A 2063-nucleotide genomic window follows, 5' to 3' on the forward strand; every position below is an offset into this window, starting at 1 on the left:
GGTACAATTAAACCCGGTCACTATAACGGACGCGATTTAACCGTTGTTAGTTCTTTTGAAGCAGTTGGTCAATACAGTGCCGGGAAGATTGACGAAAAGGAATTATTAGAAGTTGAAAGTCGCGCTTGTCCGGGTGCCGGTTCCTGCGGGGGAATGTTCACAGCTAACACCATGTCTTCAGCATTTGAAGCGATGGGAATGAGTTTGCCCTATTCTTCCACAATGGCAGCCGAAGATCCCGAAAAAGCCGATAGCACGGAAAAATCAGCTTATGTATTAGTCGAAGCCATTCGTCAACAAATCTTACCCAGTCAAATTATCACCCGCAAATCTATAGAGAATGCTATCTCTGTGATTATGGCGGTGGGTGGTTCGACCAATGCAGTATTGCACTTTTTAGCGATCGCTCGCGCTGCTAATGTGGAGTTAACCTTGGATGACTTTGAGACAATCCGCGCCCGTGTTCCCGTTTTGTGTGATTTAAAACCAAGTGGTAAGTATGTCGCTACAGATTTGCACAAAGCTGGTGGCATTCCCCAAGTGATGAAAATGCTACTCGCCCATGATTTAATACATGGAGATAGCATTACGATCTCTGGTCAAACCATTGCAGAGATATTAGCAGACATCCCCGAAGAACCATCCGCCAATCAAGATGTGATTCGAACTTGGGATAACCCGATGTATGCTCAAGGACATTTAGCCATCCTCAGAGGTAATCTAGCAACGGAAGGGGCTGTTGCTAAAATTACCGGGGTGAAAAAACCAGTAATTACCGGGCCTGCACGGGTGTTTGAGTCGGAAGAAGCTTCTTTAGATGCAATTTTGGCGGGTAAAATTCAAGCTGGTGATATTTTGGTTATCCGCTATGAAGGGCCCAAGGGTGGCCCTGGAATGCGAGAAATGTTGGCTCCCACTTCGGCAATTATCGGGGCTGGTTTGGGTGATGCGGTGGGATTAATTACCGATGGGCGCTTTTCTGGTGGTACTTATGGCATGGTGGTTGGTCATGTTGCTCCAGAAGCAGCCGTTGGTGGTGCGATCGCTCTTGTAGAAGAAGGCGATAGTATTACGATTGATGCACCTGCTCGTTCATTGCAGTTGAATATCTCCGAAGAAGAATTAGCCCGTCGTCGTGCTAATTGGCAACCCCCCGCCCCACGTTACACTAAAGGCGTGTTGGCGAAATATGCCAAACTGGTATCTTCTAGCAGTCTTGGGGCTGTGACAGATTTGGACTTGTTCAAAATTGCTGTCAGAAACGGTTGGGGTACTGAAGTAAGGTCTTAACCGATGCTCCATAAGGCAAGTGGGCTATCGCTTCTCATTGTGCCTGTGTAAGTGGAGCTTCAATAGACAAATGGCGCAAGACACTCCAGGGAATCGTGACAACAATCCAATCGCAAAATACTTTAACCTGCCCCTAAAGAGTTTTTAGGCTCACAGCAACAGTTTGTTTTTGCTGCTGAATTCGCGCAACTGGAGTGTTTAGATGGATGCGTAGCTTGCCGCCGTAGGCATCCGCCTAAAAAGTGAGTAAATGCAATTGCAAGTTGAATACTACCACCTTCAATTCGCAGACTGCGATCGCCAGAAGTACCGATGTAAGCAAAGAAACCAACTCCAATTGCCTCCGGGTCAGCAGTATACATCCCATAAGATTGCTGACGAACAACTTTGTAAACAAAAGGATCAATCGATTGTGCAGTCAACCACTGATTTAATGTTTGGGCAGGATCGGCAACCAGGGGCCAACGCATTTAAATATTGACGAGCCTGAATCAGAGTGGAATTTAGCAAAATCCCAATCAGATAAGGCTTTCAGGAAATTAAATATTCACGTGTATGGAATGTAGTAGTTTTTGAATCAAATAAGATTACCATATTGATGTCTATTATTTTCTCCAAACTCCTATTACAGCTTAAATATTTATCCCCCCAAAGATAGAATTTAAATTATCTTTTGCTAGCAACAATTAATCTAAATTTATTTCTTAAGATAGATGATTTTTTTAATTAAATTGCTAACGGCTAAACCCAGTTTACCATCATAAATTTAATAC

2 protein-coding genes are annotated in these 2063 nt (G+C 44.0%); one reads left to right on the top strand and one right to left on the bottom strand.

Features of this window, described 5'->3' with window-relative positions:
- The coding region (locus GNF10_RS36570; RefSeq protein WP_185607473.1) for a dihydroxy-acid dehydratase at positions 1 to 1290 on the top strand (1290 nt) is incomplete at its 5' end.
- A 122-nt stretch (positions 1291 to 1412) separates the two neighbouring features.
- Here the strand turns inward: GNF10_RS36570 and GNF10_RS36575 are convergent.
- Positions 1413 to 1760, bottom strand: coding sequence for a hypothetical protein (locus GNF10_RS36575; RefSeq protein WP_185582867.1), 348 nt, complete (start codon positions 1758 to 1760; stop codon positions 1413 to 1415).
- Positions 1761 to 2063: the final 303 nt, after the last annotated feature.

The organism is Nostoc sp. UCD121 (assembly GCF_014222285.1).
Taxonomy (GTDB): domain Bacteria; phylum Cyanobacteriota; class Cyanobacteriia; order Cyanobacteriales; family Nostocaceae; genus Nostoc.